At 64.8% G+C, this 18,397-nt stretch carries 20 protein-coding genes; 8 read left to right on the top strand and 12 right to left on the bottom strand.

The window, feature by feature from the left end:
- Positions 1-3: 3 nt before the first annotated feature.
- The 4 genes from GE253_RS05470 to GE253_RS05455 all read right to left on the bottom strand — a co-directional run bounded on the left by GE253_RS05470 (position 4) and on the right by GE253_RS05455 (position 5,262).
- On the bottom strand, positions 4-2,394 hold the full coding sequence (locus tag GE253_RS05470; protein WP_173012513.1) for a TonB-dependent receptor: 2,391 nt from the start codon (positions 2,392-2,394) through the stop codon (positions 4-6).
- 59 nt (positions 2,395-2,453) lie between these two features.
- Positions 2,454-3,440, bottom strand: a complete 987-nt coding sequence (locus GE253_RS05465; RefSeq protein ID WP_173012512.1) for a FecR family protein — start codon at positions 3,438-3,440, stop codon at positions 2,454-2,456.
- Between the two features lies 1 nt (position 3,441).
- Positions 3,442-3,951 carry a sigma-70 family RNA polymerase sigma factor gene (locus GE253_RS05460; RefSeq protein WP_348770776.1) on the bottom strand — a complete coding sequence of 170 codons (510 nt, stop codon included), beginning with the start codon at positions 3,949-3,951 and terminating at the stop codon, positions 3,442-3,444.
- Positions 3,952-4,116: 165 nt separating this feature from the next.
- Entirely contained in the window at positions 4,117-5,262 is a 1,146-nt protein-coding gene (locus GE253_RS05455; protein ID WP_153203125.1) for a hypothetical protein, read from the bottom strand.
- Between the two features lie 197 nt (positions 5,263-5,459).
- Between GE253_RS05455 and GE253_RS05450 the strand changes: the two genes are divergently transcribed.
- Positions 5,460-6,065 carry a PilZ domain-containing protein gene (locus tag GE253_RS05450; RefSeq protein WP_153203124.1) on the top strand — a complete coding sequence of 202 codons (606 nt, stop codon included), beginning with the start codon at positions 5,460-5,462 and terminating at the stop codon, positions 6,063-6,065.
- A gap of 70 nt (positions 6,066-6,135) precedes the next feature.
- On the opposite strand, the gene GE253_RS05445 is transcribed toward GE253_RS05450, so the two are convergent.
- From GE253_RS05445 to GE253_RS05430, 4 genes are all read right to left on the bottom strand, one after another.
- Complete coding sequence (locus GE253_RS05445) at positions 6,136-6,372, bottom strand: hypothetical protein (RefSeq protein WP_089288147.1); 237 nt, start codon at positions 6,370-6,372, stop codon at positions 6,136-6,138.
- A gap of 247 nt (positions 6,373-6,619) precedes the next feature.
- A complete protein-coding gene (locus GE253_RS05440; RefSeq protein WP_153203123.1) occupies positions 6,620-7,345 on the bottom strand; it encodes a GntR family transcriptional regulator in 726 nt (241 codons plus the stop codon).
- 135 nt (positions 7,346-7,480) lie between these two features.
- Positions 7,481-8,386: a LysR family transcriptional regulator gene (locus GE253_RS05435; RefSeq protein ID WP_153203122.1), complete on the bottom strand. Its 906-nt coding sequence runs from the start codon at positions 8,384-8,386 to the stop codon at positions 7,481-7,483.
- Between the two features lie 19 nt (positions 8,387-8,405).
- Positions 8,406-9,122, bottom strand: a complete 717-nt coding sequence (locus GE253_RS05430; RefSeq protein WP_211101353.1) for a hypothetical protein — start codon at positions 9,120-9,122, stop codon at positions 8,406-8,408.
- Between the two features lie 366 nt (positions 9,123-9,488).
- Here GE253_RS05430 and GE253_RS05425 point away from each other — a divergent pair, with 366 nt between their 5' ends.
- Both GE253_RS05425 and GE253_RS05420 read left to right on the top strand, forming a co-directional pair.
- Positions 9,489-10,739, top strand: a complete 1,251-nt coding sequence (locus GE253_RS05425; protein WP_153203121.1) for a class I SAM-dependent methyltransferase — start codon at positions 9,489-9,491, stop codon at positions 10,737-10,739.
- Positions 10,739-11,092 (top strand): hypothetical protein, encoded by a 354-nt coding sequence (locus GE253_RS05420; protein ID WP_153203120.1) that lies wholly within the window; start codon positions 10,739-10,741, stop codon positions 11,090-11,092. Before GE253_RS05425 ends, GE253_RS05420 begins: the two co-directional genes overlap by 1 nt.
- 292 nt (positions 11,093-11,384) lie before the next feature.
- On the opposite strand, the gene GE253_RS05415 is transcribed toward GE253_RS05420, so the two are convergent.
- From GE253_RS05415 to GE253_RS05400, 4 genes are all read right to left on the bottom strand, one after another.
- A complete protein-coding gene (locus tag GE253_RS05415; protein WP_153203119.1) occupies positions 11,385-12,155 on the bottom strand; it encodes a hypothetical protein in 771 nt (256 codons plus the stop codon).
- Complete coding sequence (locus GE253_RS05410) at positions 12,145-12,645, bottom strand: DUF6468 domain-containing protein (protein WP_153203118.1); 501 nt, start codon at positions 12,643-12,645, stop codon at positions 12,145-12,147. Before GE253_RS05410 ends, GE253_RS05415 begins: the two co-directional genes overlap by 11 nt.
- Positions 12,626-13,693 (bottom strand): flagellar motor switch protein FliM, encoded by a 1,068-nt coding sequence (gene fliM / locus GE253_RS05405; RefSeq protein WP_247878491.1) that lies wholly within the window; start codon positions 13,691-13,693, stop codon positions 12,626-12,628. The genes GE253_RS05410 and fliM overlap by 20 nt, the downstream gene beginning before the upstream one ends.
- Positions 13,694-13,787: 94 nt before the next feature.
- A complete protein-coding gene (locus tag GE253_RS05400) occupies positions 13,788-14,282 on the bottom strand; it encodes a flagellar basal body-associated FliL family protein (RefSeq protein WP_153203117.1) in 495 nt (164 codons plus the stop codon).
- Between the two features lie 180 nt (positions 14,283-14,462).
- On the opposite strand from GE253_RS05400, the gene fliF reads away from it, so the two are divergent.
- The 5 genes from fliF (at position 14,463) to GE253_RS05375 (ending at position 18,387) form a co-directional block, all read left to right on the top strand.
- Positions 14,463-16,160 (top strand): flagellar basal-body MS-ring/collar protein FliF, encoded by a 1,698-nt coding sequence (gene fliF, locus GE253_RS05395; RefSeq protein ID WP_153203116.1) that lies wholly within the window; start codon positions 14,463-14,465, stop codon positions 16,158-16,160.
- 2 nt (positions 16,161-16,162) lie between these two features.
- Complete coding sequence (locus GE253_RS05390; RefSeq protein ID WP_153203115.1) at positions 16,163-16,831, top strand: hypothetical protein; 669 nt, start codon at positions 16,163-16,165, stop codon at positions 16,829-16,831.
- Between the two features lie 64 nt (positions 16,832-16,895).
- Positions 16,896-17,213 (top strand): flagellar motor switch protein FliN, encoded by a 318-nt coding sequence (fliN, locus tag GE253_RS05385; RefSeq protein ID WP_244559509.1) that lies wholly within the window; start codon positions 16,896-16,898, stop codon positions 17,211-17,213.
- Positions 17,213-18,052: a flagellar type III secretion system pore protein FliP gene (fliP, locus tag GE253_RS05380; RefSeq protein WP_153203114.1), complete on the top strand. Its 840-nt coding sequence runs from the start codon at positions 17,213-17,215 to the stop codon at positions 18,050-18,052. The genes fliN and fliP overlap by 1 nt, the downstream gene beginning before the upstream one ends.
- Positions 18,049-18,387, top strand: coding sequence for an EscU/YscU/HrcU family type III secretion system export apparatus switch protein (locus GE253_RS05375; protein WP_247878490.1), 339 nt, complete (start codon positions 18,049-18,051; stop codon positions 18,385-18,387). Before fliP ends, GE253_RS05375 begins: the two co-directional genes overlap by 4 nt.
- The last annotated feature ends 10 nt before the right edge of the window (positions 18,388-18,397 follow it).

Below are 18,397 nucleotides of genomic sequence, written 5' to 3'. Positions count from 1 at the left end.
GGCTCAGAACTCCGCCGCCAGGCCGGCGAAGATGGTGCGCGGTGCCCCCACCGCGATGCGATAGGTGCCGCCGGATGCGGTGTAGTAACGCGCATCCCCCAGGTTTTTCACCCCGCCCGTCAGGCGGATCTGGCGGCCCGTTCCCAACGGCAGAAAATACCAGGCCGTGGCATCGGCGACGACATAATCACCGATGGAGAAGCTGTGCTGGATATCACCATAGCGGTTGGAGACATAGACGGCCCCGACCCCCAGGCCCAGGCCGCGCAGGGGGCTGTCCTCATCCTTGATTTCATAGCTGACATAGGCGTTGGCGTTATAGCGCGGCACATTGGTCGGCAACATGCCATTGGTCGCCGCATCCCGGCTGACCACCTCTGCATCGGCATGGCCAAAGCCGGCCCGGACATTCAATCCCCGCAGGGGGGAGCCGATGACGGCCAGTTCCACCCCGCGTGACACCTGCCCGCCGGACAGGAAGGGCACACCGTTGGAGACTTCCACCAGATTGCTCTGCTTGATGTCGAAATAGGCGGCAGTCAACAGCAGCCGGTTGCCGAACAGCGCCTTTTTGGCACCCGCTTCATACATGCGGCCTTCCTGGGCGGGAAAGATCTGGGTGCTGTTTTCATAGAAATTCTGCGGCTGGAACGTGTCGGAATAGTTGGCATAAAGCGTCCAGCTTTCCTCCGGCTTATAGGTGATGGCACCGGATTTGGTGAATTTGTAGCTGGTGGGATAGGAGAAGGCCGACCGGCCGCCGCTGCCAATGATGACCTGGTTGGCAAAGCCCCCCTTATAGGCTTCCCGCCGGGCACCAAGGGTTAACGTCAGGGGATCGGCCAGCTGAATATCGGCCTGGGCATAGGGCCCCCAATCTTCCTGCTGCACCGACCGTCGGGTGCGCTGCACCGGTTTGGCCCCGTCATTCCGCAGCATTTCCGACTGTGGATCAAAGGCGGTGCCGAAACTCTGGTTGGCACCGACATAATTGATCCAGCTTTCCGTCTGGCGACGATATTCCACACCAAACACCAGCTTATAAGGCAGCCACAGATCCCCCTGACCACGCATCTGCAAACGCCCGAAGCGGGTTTCCAGATCACGATCATCATTGCCTTCCACCCGCCGCACCAACCGGCCATTGGCCGCGATGGAACGAACCTCGGTATGCACTTCGTCCGTATTTTCGGTGTTGGAGAGCAGTTTAGCTTCCAACTGCCAATCCGGCGTCACCGGTATTGCCAGATCGGCAGAGGCCAGATCATAGCGGGAGGAGCGCCGGGCAAAGGGGGCATCCAGGCGGGAGGAGCGCGGCAGGGCGGGCACCTGACGCAGGGTGCTGCTGCCACTTACCGGCAGGGTGATAAAACCGCGATCCAATGGCCGCTCGTCATTGCCATGCTCATAGGTGAGATTGGCGGTGGCACCGCTTTCCCCGAACCAGCTCAGGCTGCCATTGGCAAAACGGCGCTTGGTCTTGGACTCATTGCGGAACGTATGGCCGTTCTCGTAACTGCCGGTCAGGCGATAGGCGAAGCGGTCAGCGGCAAAGCCGCCGGTGATATCGGCATAGGCCTGCCGTTCGCCCTGGTTGCCGGTATTCAGCTCGATCCGGCGATAATCCTGAAGCTGCGGCTTCTTGGTGATGATATTGACCAGCCCGCCCGGTGTCATCTGACCGATATCGGCGGTGGGGCCTTTCAGAAATTCCACGCTGGCGACGGTGCTGGGATCGACGATGCTGTTGGTCTTCAGCCGAACCCCGTCGCGGTAGACGTCATCGCGGCGGCGGAAGCCCCGGATAATGTAATCCTCCCGCGTGCCGCCATATCCGTCATTATTCACCACGTTGGCGGAATAACGGTAAATCTCGCTCAATTCGCGGATATGCTGATCACGCAGCACCTGTTCCGGGATGGCATCAACTGAGCGGGGGGTATCCAGAATATCCTTTTCAATGCGGCTGCCAGCCTGTGGTTTGCGGCTGACATAGCGGGATTCCGGTGTGCCGATCACCACGATCTCGATATCGCCCTCCGGGGCAGCGCTGGCGACATTTCCCCGCGCCGTAATGATGAAACCGCCAGCCCCATCCGCCCTGGCCTGCCGGTCGCTGCCGGCCAGCAGCCGGCCCAGGGCGTCTGCCGGGCTGTAGCGGCCGCGCAAGCCCTCGGTTTGCAGGTTGCGTACCAGGGCGGGATCGACCGTCACCATCAAGCCTGCCTGTCGGCCCAGGCGGGCAATGGCCGCTCCCAGAGAGCCGGCGGGAATATCGAATTCCGTCACCGGCCCGGCCACCACCCCATCGGCCCCCGCAGCGGGCGACAGGGCCCCGGCCAGGGCGATCAGGGCAACGGCCCCGCGCAGGGTGGTTTTGCGAAAACTGAACATCGGTATCGTCCTTGAAACTGACCCTCTCATCAGGGGGACGGACGAAGCGGAAAAACGGCTCAGTTTTTTTGGCCAGCACCCGCCGGCCGAACGGCGACAGGGCCAGCGGCATCGCGGTCGATATGCAGACGCGCCGTCCGGGCCAGCCCCAGCAGCGCCTGATCAATGTCAGTCAATGGGAAGCTGCCGGTCACCCGCAGGCCGCGCAGGGCAGCCGGATCGAAACGAATGGGCCGGTTGCGGTAACGGTTCAACTCTGCCAGCACATCCGCCACCTCCCGGTCATCAACCTCCAGCCAGCCTTTGGTCCATAAGGTGGCGCGGGCCGGATCAGCCGGGTGGGGTACTGCCACCATCCGGGCAGACAGATGCACGCTTTCCCCCGGGCCGAGATCGCGGCAAGGCGGCGTCTGGGCGGACGGCGCTGCGGCGCAGACCCGGACATGCGATTCCACCACCGTGACCAGCGTGCCCCCCGCCTCCCGCCGCACGACAAAGGCGGTGCCCAGGGCGGTGGCGGTGCCCTCCGGCGTTTCCACAACGAAAGGACGGTCGCGGGCGGGCGTCACTTCCGCCAGGACTTGCCCCCGCAGCAGACGGACCAGCCGCCGTTCCTGCCCCAGTTTCACATCCAGTGCCCCATCCGTATCCAGGGTCAGGCGGCTGCCATCAACCAGATCGACAACCTGCTGTTCACCGGGAGCGGTGCGGTAATCGGGGAACAATCTCAGCAGCGGCAACAAAGGCCAGGCCGCCCAGATGCCGGAGACCAGCACGACCAACGCCGCTGCGCCGGACAGCAGGGGCCGGCGCGACCGCTTGCGCAGCAGCCGGCGCAAGGCCGCCTGTTCGAACGGTGCTGCCGTCGCCATCCGGCCGGTGAAGCCCATCATACGGTCCAGTGTGGCCTGATGCAGCGGATCAGCCGCACACCAGGCCCGGCAGGCTGCCATGTCAGCCTCCCCCATATCGCCGGCATCCAGCAGGGCGGCCCACTGGGCCGCGTGCTGAATGACCTCCACCGGGGTGCCACCCGCCCCCAGCATGTCAAGCCGCCTCCATGATGGACAGGCAGCTTGCATAGGACAGGGCGATGTAGCGCTTGACGGTGGCGAGCGAAACGCCCAGCGCCGCCGCCACCTCCTGCTGGCTCAACCCCTCGACACGACGGAGCAGGAAGGCGATGCGGGCCTGTTCAGGCAGGGTATCCAGCAGGCGTGCCACCATATCCAGAAACTGCGTTGCCTCCGCGATACGCTCGGGCGTCAGCAGGTTGGCTTCACCGGACTGCAGCGCACAAATATCGGCAATGGCCCGCTCAATCTCCCGCCGCCGAATATCATCGATCAGCAGACGGCGGGCGATGGTGGCCAGATAACCGCGCGGGCTGGCCAGCGGCGGCAGTCGGGGCTGTTCCAGCAGCCGGCAGAACGTATCCTGCGTCAGATCGGCCGCCCGGCTGGCACAGTGCGTGCGCGACCGCAGCCAACCCTGCAGCCAATGGGCATGGCTGGCATAGAGTTGGCCGATCACCGTCGCCGCCGCGCCCTCCGCCACTCCCATCCCCATATCTGCGCCCGCTATCGCTGGCCATGCTTAATGGAAATGGAAATTATTCGCAATATTGATGCTATCCCCCTGGTGGTGGCGACGAACCGGGGGTGCCGGGCATTCCGAGCGGAAGTTCCGGTACGGCCGGCCGCGCAAGGGAGGAAGCGGGTGTTACCGCCCCGGCAGCATCCGCCGGTCGGCGGGTATGGAGGGACGGTCGCGCCGTTCGATCATGCGCAGGCCCAGCGCCAGGCAGGCGGCGATCACCTGATCATCATGGGGATGCACGGCGACGATGCGGTCGACGCCGAACTTCACCATCCAGTCCGGCAGGGGCGGCAGCCGGCCCGCCGCATCCACATGCAGCCGGGTGATATCCAGCTTCAGCAGGTCCACCGATTTCAGCGGCAGGAAGCCGGCATCGGTATTGCGCGGCGAAAGCTGGTCGATGGCGACCCGGCAATCCCACAGGCGCAGCACATCCACCGCCTCATTGATCGTGTCCTCTGTCAGGTCGCTGTCCAGCACCGACAGTTCCACGATCAGGTTGCGCCGCTGGTCATAGGTCAGTTCGCGCACGAATTCATGAAACACCGCATCCACCACGGTGACGCATTTCAGATTGATGGAATGGGCGCGGAACAGGCGGACATGTTCATGCTGAAAATGCCGGATCACCCGGCGGTCCAGAATGGGGGAAATCTGCTGCAACAGCCAGGGGTCGCGGCGCAGCGGCGTGCCGACGGCGCGCTCCAGATTATCGATGGCGACCGTCACCTCACTGAAATGCAGGTTCCAGAACCCGTCTTCCAGCCGCCAGACCGGTGATTCGCGGATCAGCGCCGACACATCGGCCCCCGCCAGCACCTGTTCATAGGTTGCCAGCTTATGGATGGCTGCCAGCTGCTGCGCCTCCGCCGCCGTCAGGGCCGGCGGGGCGCTGACGACCTGCTTTTCCGCCGGCGGGGCGGCCTTGCGCAATTGCGCCGCCAGCTTGGCCCCCTCCGTCGGCAGGCGGAACACGCCGACGCGCGGGGCCGCCATATGCTGGTCGGCGAAATCGGCCGCCACGGCATTCAGCTTGGCGATGAAGGGATCGGCCGAACGGTCCTGAAACAGATAGACCTGGGCGAAACGCCCGATATCGACAATTTCCGGCCGGAACTGAGCGGCGAACCGGTCCACCAAGGCGACGATGGATTGCCGGAACAGCGGGTTCTCCGCATGGGGCACGGCCCGCAGATCGATCAGCACCGCCGTGCCCGTCGCCTGCCCTTCCGCCAATAGCTGCAATAACCCTTCGGTCCCGGTCAGCATCCGCATCGCCTGTTGCCCATGTGGACGCATTCTATAACAAATTCCCTTATATGAAACGAATATGGCCCGGTATGCCCCATCCGTTCGGATGGATTGTGCGGGGGAGTGCCCAACCTTAATCTTGCCCTAACCAAACGGCGATTTACTGTGCCGGTATCCGCCTCCCTCCACAGGCCCTTCTCGGGTGGACCTGTCCCATGCGCAGTCAATTCTTTGAAAGACGCCGCCAGTTGCGGGAGCCGGTGACCGACGGGCAGGCGCTGATCGGGGGCCGTTCGTTCGGCCTGCTGAACTGGAGCCAGAACGGCCTGCTGCTGGCAGCAGACGGGCCCTTGCCGGAGCGGGGCAGCCGCCTGTCGGCCGAGATTGACCTGATGGCCGGGCCGCAGCATTTCGTCTTTCCGGCGGAATTGCGCGTGGTGCGCAGCCATCCTGACCGGGGTCAGATGGCGGTCAGCTATGTCTGTCTGGATGTGCCGGTGGCCCGGCGGATTCAGGCCTATTTCCAGCCGACGGCCCAGGCCCGTTTCATCGCCGACAGCGTGCAGACAATCCCCCCGACGGCCACACCGGCAACGGAAAAGCCCAAGCCTGTGGCCATGCCGGCCCCGGTACGGGAAGAGGCGGTGAGCGCCTTGCGGGAAATCTCGGCGCTGAAAGCGGCCTTTGCCCGCAAATTCCACCCCGATACGGCCAAGCGCGACGGCAGCTATGGGCTTCGGGTGGAACTGTTCAAGGAATTCTGGTCGGATCTGGAAGCGGCGGAAAGCCGCCTGAAAACCCCGCCCGCCGCAAAGGGCTGACCGCCGGTTCCCGACTTGTGCCGGGAAGGACGGGTTGTCAGCACACCCTTCAGGGCATCGTTTTTTATGGTCAGCAGCAGCCGGCTGCTTCCACTTTCAACAGGCTCTGGGTCAGGATCGCCCGCTGCAAGGCCGGGATATGGCCCAGACCATCGGGCACATCCAGGCTGTAATCCACCAGTTCGGCCCCTTCGGCCAGACAGGTGAGCATCTGGTGCAGCCGGGCCAGCGCCCGCTCGTCGCTGAAAGAGGCGGCCCTGTCCAGCAACATGTGGAGTTCGGACTGGAGGGAATCGGCCAATGGCATTCTACACTCCTTCGGTTTCGGTCAATGGTCGGTGTGGTTCGTCTCGCCACAGCTTATTTTTCTAAAATTTGATACGAACCGGGTTAAAGCCGCTTTAAAAGCCCGGCCAGTGCTTGAATAAAATTGGGTTAAATTTGATTCATATTTGGGAACAGGGGCTGAACGCTTTCCAGCAAGGCGACAGCCAAGGTGACCGGAGTGACCATAGGAGCAAGCTGGAAATCAGGAAAATTCTTCAAACGGAACCTCAATGCTCCCCCCGTTCCCGGGCGTAGCTCATCGAATAAACAAAGCGGTCGGCTGGGTGGACGGTTTCGCTGGCCAGGAACAGATGTCCCTGGGCATCGAGATAGAGCCGCCGGGTCAGCAGCGCCGCACTGCCCGTGGCCGTGCCCAGCAACTGGGCCAGCAGGCTATCCAGCACGATAGCGCTGATCTGCTGGTCAATGCGGCTGGCGGCCACACCGAACCGGGCTTCAATGGCATCGGCCACGGTGGCCGCCCCGACAATCTCCCCCGGATCAGGCGCACAATCGCCCCGGATCAACATGCGCGTCAGGCCCACCGTCTTGGCGCCATTGCCGCGCCGGCCACGCAGTTCGCGCCATTGCGCCGGGTCCACCTGGATGGTGGCAGCCAGACCGTCAGCCGGGGCGGGACCGTAATAGATCACGCCCAGCCGGGCGCTGCGCACATATTGCAGCAGATCCTGAAAGCCGCCCAGCGGCTGCACGAACATGGCCGGTTCCGGCGGAGCCGTCACCACCGTGCCGGCCCGTCGCTTGCGGCTGACCAACCCTTCGTCGGTCAGCAGGCGCAGGGCATCGCGCACCGTGTGCCGGGAAATATCATAAAGTGCACACAGCTCATGCTCGGTCGGCAGCGTATCGCCCACCTTATAGGTGCCATTGCCGATCTGGGCCCGCAGCATCTGGGCAATCTGCTGATACCGGGGGGCGGCACCGCTGGGCATGGGGTGTTCCTTTTTTCGCTCAGAGGGTGGCCACAAAATTTCTATTTATTTTCAGAACTCTAACCGTCATTCCCGCGCAGGCAGGAATGACGGTGGTGAGACGGCACGTCGCTGGAAGGAAAAATAATTTTCTGATCACCCACCCCCCGCCATCTCCCGCAACCGCCCCGCCTCCTGGCGCAGCAGGTCGATCATCTCCGTCTCTACGGGGGTCAGGGTGGCGCGGCGGCGGCGCAGCAGCACCAGCGGCGTGGTCCAGCGCCCATCCGCCAGATCGCGCCCCATCAGACCCGGCACCCCTTCCACCATGGAATGCGGCAGAATGGCCAGCATGTCGCTGCTGCCCAGCATCTGCATCCCGAAATCGCTGGTGCTGGTGGAAATGCGCGGCTGGATGGGGGGAATGCCGGCATCAATGAAATGCTGGTCCACCCGTTCATCCAGCCCGTCCGGCAGCTTGCCGAAAATCCAGTCGGCATCGGCCAGATCGGCGATGGAGCGTGCCGCCGCCAGCTTCGGGTTGCCCACCCGCCCCACCACCAGCCAGCGCTCATCACCTAAGCTGGTGGCCATGATCTGCGGGTCGATGCCGGGGATGCCGGTGGTGACGGCCAGATCGATCTCCCCCGCCAGCAGCAGCCGGACGAAATGCGGGGCCGTCCCCGGCTCCACCTTCAGCACCAGGCGCGGGAAGCGCCGCAACAGGGCGCTGACCGCGTGCCGCCCGATGCCGGAGGCGGCAATGGGGCTGAGACCGATGGCAAATTGCGTGGTGCTGCGCCCCAGCGCCACATCCACATCGCGGCGGAAATGCGCCACCTCCGCCAGCACATTCTGGGCGCGGCTCAACAAGGCCTCGCCCATGCGGGTCAGCATGATGCCCTTGGGCGTGCGTTCCAGCAGGGCGACACCCAGCTCCCCCTCCAGCCGGGCGAGGCTTTTCGATAAAGCCTGCTGGCTCAGGCCCCGTTGACGGGCTGCCAGGGTCAGGCTGCCCGTCTCCACCACGGTGAGGAAATATTCCAGATCGCGCAGTTCCATCGGGCCTGTGCCTGCAAGGTCAGATCGGCTTCACCGTGCCCAGGAAGGCCATGGTGATGATGCCGGCCCAGTAGAAATAGGCAAGCTTGCGGGAAAACGCCATGGCCGAGGCCATCTTCTGTTCAATGGCGGCATTAGGGCCGCCCGACACCAGCTTGCGGAAATCGGTCACCCAGTCCCGCATCACAAAGCGCAGGATCAGCCCGATGATCAGCAGGCCGGAGAACAGGGTCGCCTTGGCGGCGTACCAATGCGCCGTGAAGGGGCCGCCGGTCACCAGACTATAGACACCGGTGATGAACAAGGCCGGGATGACGAAATACCGGATCGCCTCATCCAGCTTGGTCAGCAGGATGCCCAGATCGCTGCCGCGCTGGAAAAAGGCGGTGAGCGTCAGCGACAGCCAGCCGGCGACGAAAATCCACATGCCCACCAGCCAGGGGCCGCCCAGCGGCTGCACACCCAGATTATTGCCCATATGCAGCCCCAGCGGCAGCAGCAGGATGATGCCGGTGCGGGCCAGAATATCGATGCGATAGGCGGTTTCCATATGGCGCAGCCGCTCATCCAGCGGCAGATCGGGCCGCGCGATATTGCGCGCCGCGTTGAACACGCCCCATTCCCCGCCCAGCCAATAGGCCATGGCGATGATGTGCAGCCAACGCAGCACCAGATGTTCATCCAAATACATACCCAGCAGTTCCATGACCCGATCCTGTTCCTGTTGAACGCTCATGGGGCTTGCCGCCCCCTTTCAGGGTCTGTCTGAGAGATTTTTCTTTGTTCCCCCGTTACCCCGGCGAAGGCCGGGGTAACGGTGAAGTTGAAAGCGAAGAGGACTTCTCCAGACAGACACTGACGGGCGACCCCATTTGTCCTGACATATTCTGAACTCTTAGGTGTGCTGTCCAATCACACGCGGGAAAATCGGCACAAAACCGGGTTGTGAATTGACCGAACATATTCGAAGTCACAAACAAAATTTGTAGCTTTTGACAATTGGGTGTGAGGCAATCGGTACCATCCGACCCTAGGCTTTATCCATCCCAGCGATCAGCCCCGGCCCTCGACGGCCGGGGCCGCGAATAAGGAGGCTTCAAGCATGGATGGTTCGGGTAACATTACCGATGCACGCGCCCAGGCGGCGTTGGCCGCCTATGACGGCCCGCCGGATTACCGCGTGGTCGGTCAGCATGGCATCTATCCCACGCTGACCCATGACGAGATTGAGCGGTTCAATTTCCTGGCCCAGATGAACCGCTTTCTGGCCGGCAAGGTGATGCCGGGCGTGAAGACCGCCTTCGACAAGCGCGTCGCCCCCACCTTCAAGGCGGAGCACAGCCGCGATTTCAAGGATCGGCACGAGGTGCGCAAGGCCCTGGCCAAGGATCCCTATTGGCAGCTCTGGTCGGCGCTGCGCCGTTCCACCATGGAAACCCGCCAGCAGGCCGGCCGCTGGGTCACCCTGCGCCAGCGCGAAGAACTGGTGGAACGCGCCGCCGCCCTGATCGGGGCCGATAGCGACCGGCTGGTGCTGGACCCGGATTTGAAGCTGCCGCGCTATGTGGAAGCCATCGACCATCATTGTATGCCTGGCAGCTATCACACCGAATATGGTCCGGGTGATGTGGCCAATGCCGCCAATTATGATTGCGGCCTGTTCGCCACCACCGGCGGCATGTTGGGCCGCTTCAATGATGGCGGTGGTCAGGCCGTTGCCCGCTGGGTGAAAAAGAACCTGCCGGACTTCAAGCCCAAGCGCATTCTGGATATCGGCTGCGGCCTGGGCCACAATGTGCTGCCCATCGCCCAGGCCTATCCGGATGCCGAGGTGGTGGCCGTGGATGTCGGCGCGCCGATGCTGCGCTATGGTCTGGCCCGGGCGCAGAGCCTGGGGGTGAAGAATGTCACCTTCGTGCAGGCCAATGTGGAAAGCCTGCCCCAGTTTGCCGATGGCAGCTTTGACTGGGTGCAGTCCACCATGTTCCTGCATGAAACCAGCTACGCGTCCATGCAGCGCATCTTCAAGGAAAGCTATCGCCTGCTGGCACCGGGCGGCATCGTCGCCCATGTCGAACAGCCGCAATATGCCGCCACCATGCCGCTGTTCGAACAGGCCATGCGCGATTGGGACGCGTTCTATAACGCCGAACCGTTCTGGACCAAGATGCATGAGGTCGATCTGGATGCCTGGCTGGTTGCCGCCGGCTTCCCGGCTGACAGCCTGATCCATGGCGGCGTCACCGCCGTGGTCGATAAGAGCGTGTTCCCCGACGCCGCCGAGGATGACGGTGAGGATTATGGCCGCAAGGCCGCCTGGCACGTGGTTGGTGCCCGCAAGGAGGTGAAGTGATGTCGGTTCCGTTCGCCCTGTACGCCGCCTCCGCCAAGCCCACCGGCAAGCGTCCGCGTTTCCTGGAAAATTGGGAAACCGAACGGCTGTTGACCATCACCATGGCGCTGGCCACCGAACTGTCGGTGACCCGCCAGCGCCTGGATACCTTGGAGCGCCTGCTGGCCGCCAAGGGCGTGGTTGCCCGCGATGAGGTGGAAACTTTCACCCCCACCAAGGCCGAAGCCGCTGAGCGTGGCCTGTGGCAGCAGGAATTCCTGACCCGCATCCTGCGCGTGGTGCAGCAGGAAGCCGAGGCCATCAACGCCACCGATGACACCAGCGAGAATATCGCGGACGAGTTGGCCTCGTAAGGGGGCGGTGGGGGCGGTTTCTGCTGCTCCCGCTTTCTCTGGGGTCGGTCGTTTTTCTCACCCATCATCCCGCTTCTTCACCGTCACCCCGGCGAAGGCCGGGGTCCAGGGGCCACAGGCGCCTCGCTCTACGAACCTGGACCCCGGCCTTCGCCGGGGTGACGGTAGAGAAAGCCGGGGTAGCGGGTTAGAAAACGGAAAAAGAGCGCTGGCACCCTCAGCGGCCTTTATGAAATCGCACCACACCATAGGGGCTGTTCCCGTATCACGCAGGAGCAGCCCCTTTGGCGCTTTACGGCCGTTCCGCCGTCTGTGTCGTGCTGCGGGCGCGGCTTTTGCTGCCGGAGCCGTTGCGGTCGGCCGGCAGCAGGCGGCGCTGGGCCATGGTGCGGGTCAAGCTGTTGACCTTGGCGGCATCCATTTCCGCCAGAATGGGGGCGGAACGGCGTTCCTGCATCAGATCCATCAGATCGACCAGGATTTCCGCGTCGGTTTCATTCAGCAGCCGGGCGGCATCCTTGGGCTTCATGCTTTCATAGATGGCCACCAGCCGTTGCAGATCGGCCTTGGCCATGCTGGCGCGGCGGTCCAGCAGGCCGGTCACTTCCTTGCCGGCAGCCTCCAGCCGGGCCAATTGTTCGCGGGCCTTGGCCTCTGCGGCGGCCAGCATCTGCGCCCGCACCTCCAATTCCGCCCGGCGTTCGGCCAGGGCCTTGCGCTCCGCCGTCAGCATGTCGGCCAGCCCCGGTTCACAGGCCGATAGGCTGGCAAGATTGGCATTGCCGGTGGCAGGCGGGTGGGCCAGCAGGTCGGTCACCCCGGCATCTGCGCTGCTGTTGGCGGAGGCAGCGGCCGAAGCCTGGGCATTGGCCGGTGCCGGGGTGGCGGCGGCCTGGGGCTTTTCCGCTACCGGATCATCGCCGAACGCGGCCACCGACGCGGCATAAAGCGGGGCGGCCAGACCGCAGATGGTGATCATCACCGGCAGCAGGCGCGGGCGCGGCAGCTTGGCCGGCCAGCCCTTTGCCAGACCCTGGCCCAGCTTCTTGGCATCAAAGCGCACGGAATGTCTCCCGGAACAGGCGCAGGGCGGCGGCACGGTCGCCTTGGTCGGTGGGGCCGGCCGGGCGGACGGGGCCGCGCTGCTGCGGCGGGACTTGCTTGCCCGGTTTGCCGCGCTTGGCCCCTTGCGGGGACGCCGGGTTCGGCTGTGCCGTCACCGCCGCCGCCCCCGCGTCCAACCGGGCCAGCATGGCGGCAATCTCGGCGGTGGTGGCATCGATGGCGGTCTTCATCCGGTCCGCCTCTTCCAGGGAGCGGCCGAGATCGCCCGCCAGTTGCTGGGCCACGCCGCGCATGGTGGTGATGGCCTTTTCCGCCCCATCCACCTGATCGGAACAGGCACGCAACAGGGTGCGCAGTTCCGACTGCGCCCCACGCATCGCCGTCACCTTCTCATTCAGCCGCACCAGATAGAACAGGGTGCCGAGAAACAGCGCCGCCATGGCCAGATTGAGAAAGGGGGACAGCGCCTCAACGCTTGAGAAGACCATGGATCACCTCATCCTGGCCGCCCAGGTCGGTTTCGATGCGGATGGCGATGCGGCCATTGCGCTGGCCCATCTCGCCGGCGAACATCTGCACATGGCCACAGGTCAGCGTGGCGCGGGTTTCCGGCCGTGCATCCAGTTTCAACTGGGTGCCGGGCTTCCAGTTCAGGATATCGGCCAGATTGACCGTGGCCTGGCCCAGCACGGCGGACAGGTCCACATTGGTGCGGCGCAGTTCCGATTTCAGATGGGTTTCCCACATCGCATCACGGCCGAACTTTTCGCCCATGAATTGCTGCAACAGCACATTGCGCACCGGCTCCAGCGAGGCATAGGGGATCAGCAGGCTCATGCCCCCTGACCGCCCATCCAGCATGATGCGGAAGGTGACGGCGACGGCGGCATTATTGGCCCGGGTGATGGTGGCGAACTGCGGGTTCGTCTCGATCCGTTCCGGCGCGAACTGCACGACGGTCAGGGGGGCGAAGGCCGCCGACAGGTCGCGCAGCGCCATCTTGATGGCGCGTTCGGCCAGGGCGCGTTCAATCACCGTATAGGGGCGACCATCGATGGGGGCCGGTTCGCTGCGCCGCCCGCCCAGCAGGATATCGACGATGGAATAGATCAGCTCGCTATCCACGGTCAGCAGCAGGGTGCTGTCCCATTCCTCCGCCTTCACCACGGTGATCAGGGAGGGCAGCGGCACCCCGGAAAGGAAATCGCCAAAGCGCACCGAGTCCGGGGCCTCCGCCGTCACTTCCACATTGCCCGTGGTCATGTTGCGGAAGGAGGAGGAGAGCAGGCGGACCAGCCGGTCGAAAATCACGTCCAGCATCGGCAGCCGGTCGTAATTGACGAAACTGGAATTGACGATCTGGTCAATGACGCTGCGGGGCGCGGCACCAGCAATATCGTCGAACTGCAAAAGGCGGTCGATCTCCTTCTGGCTCAACATCTTGTCGCCTTCGCTGCCCAGCATGGATTCCCAGGCCAGGGCATCATCGCCACCGTCGCCACCCTCTTCCATGCCCGGCATCTCGGTATCGCTCATCGCCGATCTCCCTCCATTATTCCCGCCCCTCAATCGCCGCCGCCAACATCACGAGCGGTGCGGCGGCCGTCGCCGCCGGACACGACCGCTCGTGTCATTGCAGGATCAAGGTGCGCAGCAGCACGCCTTCCACCGGCAGCGGATCGGCCAGCAGGCGCACCCGGCGCAGGATTTCCGTGCGCAGCGTTTCCACGCCCAGCCTTCCTTCCAGATCATGTTCATCCAGGCCACGCAGATAGGATTGCAACCCATCCACCAGCACCGGCGCCATGGCAGCCAGCTTGGCGTTATTGTCCGGGGCCACCTGCAGGGTGACGCCGATCTTCATCAGCCGCACGCTGGCCGTGCCGCGCAGATTGACCAGCATTTCCGGCAGGGTGACGAACTGGGCGGCCGTGGCCGCCCGTGCGGCCTGATCGGCGGCCTGTTTGTTATCTTCCAGCGCCGTCAGCCGCCCGGCCGCCAGCCCCAGCACGCCGCCCGCCAGCCCGACACCCACGATCACCATCAGGCGCCGCCGGTCCGGCGTGGCCGCCTTGGCCGGCGGGGGCAGACGCTTTTCAAGTCGATCAAATGTACTGTCAGTCATCGTCGATCCCGCCGCAGAAGATACAGGGCAATTCCGAAGTATTTTCGTGAATTTGTCTGAACTTTTTCCGTCGCCGTTTTTACGCCCGTTAAAAGTGCCTCGGCTAAGGTTGCGTCCAGGTCACGGGCTGAACATAGCCGCGGCCGGTTTCCAGAAACGTTAAAGAGCCGAGGCACCAGCGTGGCGAAACTCCTTCAGAACCTGACGGCGTTGGGACCGAAGCGGCTGGCCCTGATGGGCGTGACAGCGGCCCTGGTGCTGCTGGCGGTGGGGCTGGTTGCCTTCACCGTGACCCGTCCCACCATGGGCGTACTCTATGCCGGGCTGGACGATGCGGAGGCCGGGCGCATCCTGGCGCAGTTGCAGACCATGAATGTGACGCACGAGGTGGGCACCGGGGCCGGTGTGATCCGCGTGCCGGTGGAACAGATCGCCCGCATCCGCATGGAACTGGCCCAGCAGGGCCTGCCCAGCGCCGGCGGTGTGGGCTATGAGCTGTTCGACAGCCAGGGTGCGCTGGGCATGACCTCCTTCATGCAGAAGATGAACCGGCTGCGCGCGATGGAAGGCGAACTTGCCCGCACCATCCAGACGCTGAACGGCGTGCGCTCGGCCCGCGTGCATCTCTCCCTGCCGGATAATGAGACATTCCAGGCACAGACCGCCCCGCCATCGGCCTCCGTGGTGGTGCGCACGGCGGGGGCGGGGCTGGAACGGTCGCAGGCGCTGGCCGTGCGCCATCTGGTATCGGCTGCCGTGCCGGGGCTGCGGCCGGGCAATGTCACGGTGATGGACGGGTCGGGCGTGGTGCTGGCCGCCGAGGATGGGGCCGCCGACGGCATGGCCCTGGTACGGGCCGAAGAACTGCGCGCCAGCACCGAACAGCGGCTGGCCCGCGCGATTGAGGAAATTCTGGTGCCGAAATTCGGCCCCGGCAATGTGCGGGTGCGGGTGGCGGCCGAACTGGATCTGGGCCGCGAAACCCTGCGCGAACAGACCTATGACCCCAATGGCAGGGTCGAACGCTCGGTGCAGACGGTGAATGAGCGGGAAAATTCCAGCGACCGGCAGACGGAAAAGGCCACGACGGTGGAACAGAATCTGCCGCTGGAAAATGTGAATGATGCGCCGGCCACCGGGTCGCGCTCCGACACCGCGCGGGAGGAAGAGACGACCAATTACGAGGTCAGCTCCAAGCTGCGCGAGCGGGTGCAGGATGCCGGCGATATCCGCCGGCTGGCGGTGGCCGTGGTAGTGAACGGCACCTATCTGGCCGGCGGCAACGGGGCCAGCACCTATCAGCCGCGCAGCGAGGCCGAGTTGCGGCAGGTGGAAAATGTCGTGCGCACGGCCATCGGCTTTTCCGAAGACCGGGGCGATCAGGTAACGGTGGAGAACCTGCAATTCCTGGAAGAGCCGGTGCCGGCAGAGGTGGCCGCCGCCGTGGCAGCGGCGGATGAGGGCTGGAAGCGTTATCTGCCCTGGGGCATCGCCGCCCTGGCCGTCACCCTGCTGGTGGTCATGGCGCTGCGCCCCTTGCTGGGTCGTGGACTGGCCCCGACGCCGGCCCTGGCCGGCGTGCCGTCCGACATGGCGGGTGAGGCTGCACCGCAACTGACCAGCGAGGCGCCCGCCGCCGCCCCGCAGATCGCCCCGCCGCCCAATAATGCCGTGGCTGCCACTGCCGCCGGGGACGAGGAAGATGAGAATGGCAGTGGCATGTCGCTGGAAGACGAGATGGACAGCCTGATCGACCTGCGGTCGGTGGAAGGCGGGGTCAGCGCCGCTGCCCTGCGCCGGCTGGCCGCCATGGTCGACACCCATCCCGAAGACAGCGTGAACGTGCTGCGCGGCTGGATCTATGAAGGGAATTCCTGATCATGCGGCCTTTCCTGTTCAATATGCAGTTCCCGGCCGACAGCATCGGCAATGATCCGGCCAGCCCGCCGGAACAGCCGCCCGCCTTCCATATGGGTGGCTTCACCGAAGAAGACCTGGAAGCGGTGCGCGACCGCGCCTTCAAGCAGGGGCTGGAAGTGGGCGCCCGCGACGGGTTCGAACGCGGCCAGCAGGCCCTGCGCCAGTCGGTGGAGGCCCAGCAGACCCAGGCGCTGGCCGCCGTGGAAGCAGCCCTTAACAGCGCCGGCAGCCGGCTGGATGCCCTGTGCACCAAACTGGAACAGGATACGGTGCGGGTGGTGACGGCCCTGGTCGGCCGGCTGGCCCCGCCGCTGCTGGATGCGGTGGCCGAGGCGGAGTTGGACAATCTGCTGGCCGAAGTGCTGGCCGCCGCCGTGGGCCAGCCGGTGCTGGATCTGCGGCTGGCCCCGCCAGCCGCCGAACGGCTGCGCCCGCAGATCGACGATCTGGCCGCCAAGGCCGGATTCCGGGGCAAGATCAACATCATCGCCGATGCAACGCAACCGGCCGGTGCCGCGCGCGCCGACTGGGGCAGCGGCGGGGCCGAACACAGCCCGCGCAGCCTGGAGCGCCAGTTGGGCGATGCGGTCGCCATCGCCATCAGCCGCCTGACCATCGCCCGCCCCTGAGGGGCGGGACGACGACATATCCCGAACCGACGACAGCCAACCGGCATTGACAAAGGATCAAACCATGGTCGCACAGCAGGCGAATTTCCCCCCCGCCGGTGACGAAGAAACGGTCGCCCCGCAGGACCGGGACGAGTTGAAGGCCATCTTCAACGTCCCGGTCAATGTGCAGGTGGTGCTGGGCAGCACCACCATGCCGGTCAGCCAGTTGCTGAAACTGGGCCGGGGTGCGGTGGTGGAACTGAACCGCAAGGTGGGGGAGGCCGTGGATGTTTATGTCAATGACCGGCTGATTGCGCGCGGTGAGGTGGTGATTGTCGATGAGGGCAATCTGGGCGTCACCATGACGGAAATCGTCAAGGCCGAGCTTGGGCTGATCTGATGCGCGCGCCCCACCGTTCAGAAGGACGGCCCCTGAAAACGCCCCCGGCCGATGGCGGCTTTGGCTGGATCGGGGCGTTCGCCCTGGCCGCCGGTCTGGCCCTGCTGTTGCTGGCGGGGCCGGCGGATGCCCAATCAATCACGCTGGATGCCGGCACGGGGGGTGCTTCCTTCTCCGGCCGGCTGGTGCAGATCATGGCGCTGGTCACGGTGCTGTCGGTGGCACCGGGCCTGCTGGTGATGGTGACCAGCTTCACCCGCATCGTTGTGGTGCTGTCGCTGCTGCGCTCTGCCCTTGGCCTGCAGCAGACGCCCCCCAACATGGTGCTGGTGGGGCTGGGTCTGCTGCTGACCGCCTATATCATGGGCCCCACCATGGACCGCGCCTGGACTGACGGCGTGCAGCCGCTGGTGGATGGCCAGATTACCGAGGAACAGGCGCTGGAACGCACGGTGGACCCGTTCCGCCAGTTCATGAAAACCCATGTCCGGCCCAAGGATCTGGATGCCTTTCAGGCCTTCAGCCAGTTGGCCGGATCGCCCACCCCCGCCGGGGTGCCCAAAGGCCCGGAGGCCGCCAAGGCGGAACCGGGCCTGCGCACCCTGGTGGCGGCCTTTGTGATTTCCGAACTGCGCCGGGCGTTTGAAATCGGCTTTCTGCTGTTCCTGCCCTTCCTGGTCATCGACATGATTGTGGCCGCCGTGCTGATGGCCATGGGCATGATGATGCTGCCGCCGGTCGTCATCTCCCTGCCGTTCAAGATCATCTTCTTTGTGCTGGTGGATGGCTGGCTGCTGGTGGCACAGAGCCTGGTGCGTTCCTATGGCGGGGGTGGATGATGGGGGATGATCCCGCCTGCCGCCCGGCCACGCCGCGCGGCTCCGCCCGCGCCGCCGCATTGCAATACCGCCGGGGTGACGATGCCCTGCCGCGCGTCGTCGCCTCTGGCCGGGGCGCGGTGGCTGAACGCATCGTCGATCTGGCCTTTGCCCATGGCGTGCCGGTGCGGGAGGACAGCGACCTTGCCGCCCTGCTGGCCAGTGTGGAGCCGGGCAACAACATCCCCATCGAGGCGATGATGGCCGTGGCCGAAGTGCTGAGCCACCTCTACCGCCTGAATAACTGGCTGGGCGCCGATGCCGCCCCGCCTCCTTCCCTTCCCGACCGCGTTTGATCCGCCGGAG

The organism is Niveispirillum sp. SYP-B3756 (genome assembly GCF_009495745.1).
In the GTDB taxonomy this organism is placed as follows: domain Bacteria; phylum Pseudomonadota; class Alphaproteobacteria; order Azospirillales; family Azospirillaceae; genus Niveispirillum.
This window is presented reverse-complemented; position numbering and strand designations above follow the sequence as displayed.

What these genes read in the sequence shown, in the direction of transcription:
- GE253_RS05450 (WP_153203124.1), top strand. Translation starts at nt 5,460, where the DNA reads ATGCGCAGTCAATTCTTTGAAAGACGCCGCCAGTTGCGGGAGCCGGTG.
- GE253_RS05425 (WP_153203121.1), top strand. Translation starts at nt 9,489, where the DNA reads ATGGATGGTTCGGGTAACATTACCGATGCACGCGCCCAGGCGGCGTTG.
- GE253_RS05440 (WP_153203123.1), bottom strand. Translation starts at nt 7,345, where the DNA reads ATGCCCAGCGGTGCCGCCCCCCGGTATCAGCAGATTGCCCAGATGCTG.
- GE253_RS05470 (WP_173012513.1), bottom strand. Translation starts at nt 2,394, where the DNA reads ATGTTCAGTTTTCGCAAAACCACCCTGCGCGGGGCCGTTGCCCTGATC.
- GE253_RS05375 (WP_247878490.1), top strand. Translation starts at nt 18,049, where the DNA reads ATGATGGGGGATGATCCCGCCTGCCGCCCGGCCACGCCGCGCGGCTCC.
- fliN (WP_244559509.1), top strand. Translation starts at nt 16,896, where the DNA reads ATGGTCGCACAGCAGGCGAATTTCCCCCCCGCCGGTGACGAAGAAACG.
- GE253_RS05430 (WP_211101353.1), bottom strand. Translation starts at nt 9,122, where the DNA reads ATGAGCGTTCAACAGGAACAGGATCGGGTCATGGAACTGCTGGGTATG.
- GE253_RS05390 (WP_153203115.1), top strand. Translation starts at nt 16,163, where the DNA reads ATGCGGCCTTTCCTGTTCAATATGCAGTTCCCGGCCGACAGCATCGGC.
- GE253_RS05420 (WP_153203120.1), top strand. Translation starts at nt 10,739, where the DNA reads ATGTCGGTTCCGTTCGCCCTGTACGCCGCCTCCGCCAAGCCCACCGGC.
- GE253_RS05465 (WP_173012512.1), bottom strand. Translation starts at nt 3,440, where the DNA reads ATGCTGGGGGCGGGTGGCACCCCGGTGGAGGTCATTCAGCACGCGGCC.
- GE253_RS05400 (WP_153203117.1), bottom strand. Translation starts at nt 14,282, where the DNA reads ATGACTGACAGTACATTTGATCGACTTGAAAAGCGTCTGCCCCCGCCG.
- GE253_RS05410 (WP_153203118.1), bottom strand. Translation starts at nt 12,645, where the DNA reads ATGGTCTTCTCAAGCGTTGAGGCGCTGTCCCCCTTTCTCAATCTGGCC.
- GE253_RS05445 (WP_089288147.1), bottom strand. Translation starts at nt 6,372, where the DNA reads ATGCCATTGGCCGATTCCCTCCAGTCCGAACTCCACATGTTGCTGGAC.
- GE253_RS05455 (WP_153203125.1), bottom strand. Translation starts at nt 5,262, where the DNA reads ATGCTGACCGGGACCGAAGGGTTATTGCAGCTATTGGCGGAAGGGCAG.
- fliM (WP_247878491.1), bottom strand. Translation starts at nt 13,693, where the DNA reads ATGAGCGATACCGAGATGCCGGGCATGGAAGAGGGTGGCGACGGTGGC.
- GE253_RS05435 (WP_153203122.1), bottom strand. Translation starts at nt 8,386, where the DNA reads ATGGAACTGCGCGATCTGGAATATTTCCTCACCGTGGTGGAGACGGGC.
- fliP (WP_153203114.1), top strand. Translation starts at nt 17,213, where the DNA reads ATGCGCGCGCCCCACCGTTCAGAAGGACGGCCCCTGAAAACGCCCCCG.